General features: G+C 35.5%; 1 protein-coding gene. It reads left to right on the forward strand.

From position 1 onward, the window contains the following. Positions 1 to 252, forward strand: a 252-nt coding sequence (locus EN964_RS37350) for a RusA family crossover junction endodeoxyribonuclease (RefSeq protein ID WP_164776656.1), incomplete at its 5' end; no start/stop codon positions are given. Positions 253 to 397 lie beyond the last annotated feature (145 nt).

The raw sequence follows: 397 nt of genomic DNA on the forward strand, positions 1-397 counted from the left end.
GATGTCATGGCTTGCCCGTATGGTGTGAAAGCTGAAATTAAATTTTTTGTACAAGCACCTAAAGGCTACAAAGGGGTTAACAACATTATGAGAACAACGGCACCTGATATTGACAACTTGGAAAAAGCTGCTTTTGACAGTATTTTTAAAGGTTTAGAAATCAAAGATAGTCGCATAGCAATGGTGGCTAAAGCTAAATTTCAAGAGTTACACAGACCTAGAACAGAAATCACATTGAAAGGGATTGAATGATATGCCTTCAACCAATTTAGAAAAATTTTATGCCATAGAGAAGATTATGGAGGAGTTTAACAGTCTTCAAGAAAATTATTTAAAGTCGCTAGAGGAACGCTATGAATACATGAACGAGTATCGTAGAGAGTATAGAAGTCTAGTA

Origin of the sequence: Mesorhizobium sp. M7A.F.Ca.CA.001.10.2.1, from assembly GCF_003998575.1 — a bacterium.
Classification (GTDB): domain Bacteria; phylum Pseudomonadota; class Alphaproteobacteria; order Rhizobiales; family Rhizobiaceae; genus Mesorhizobium.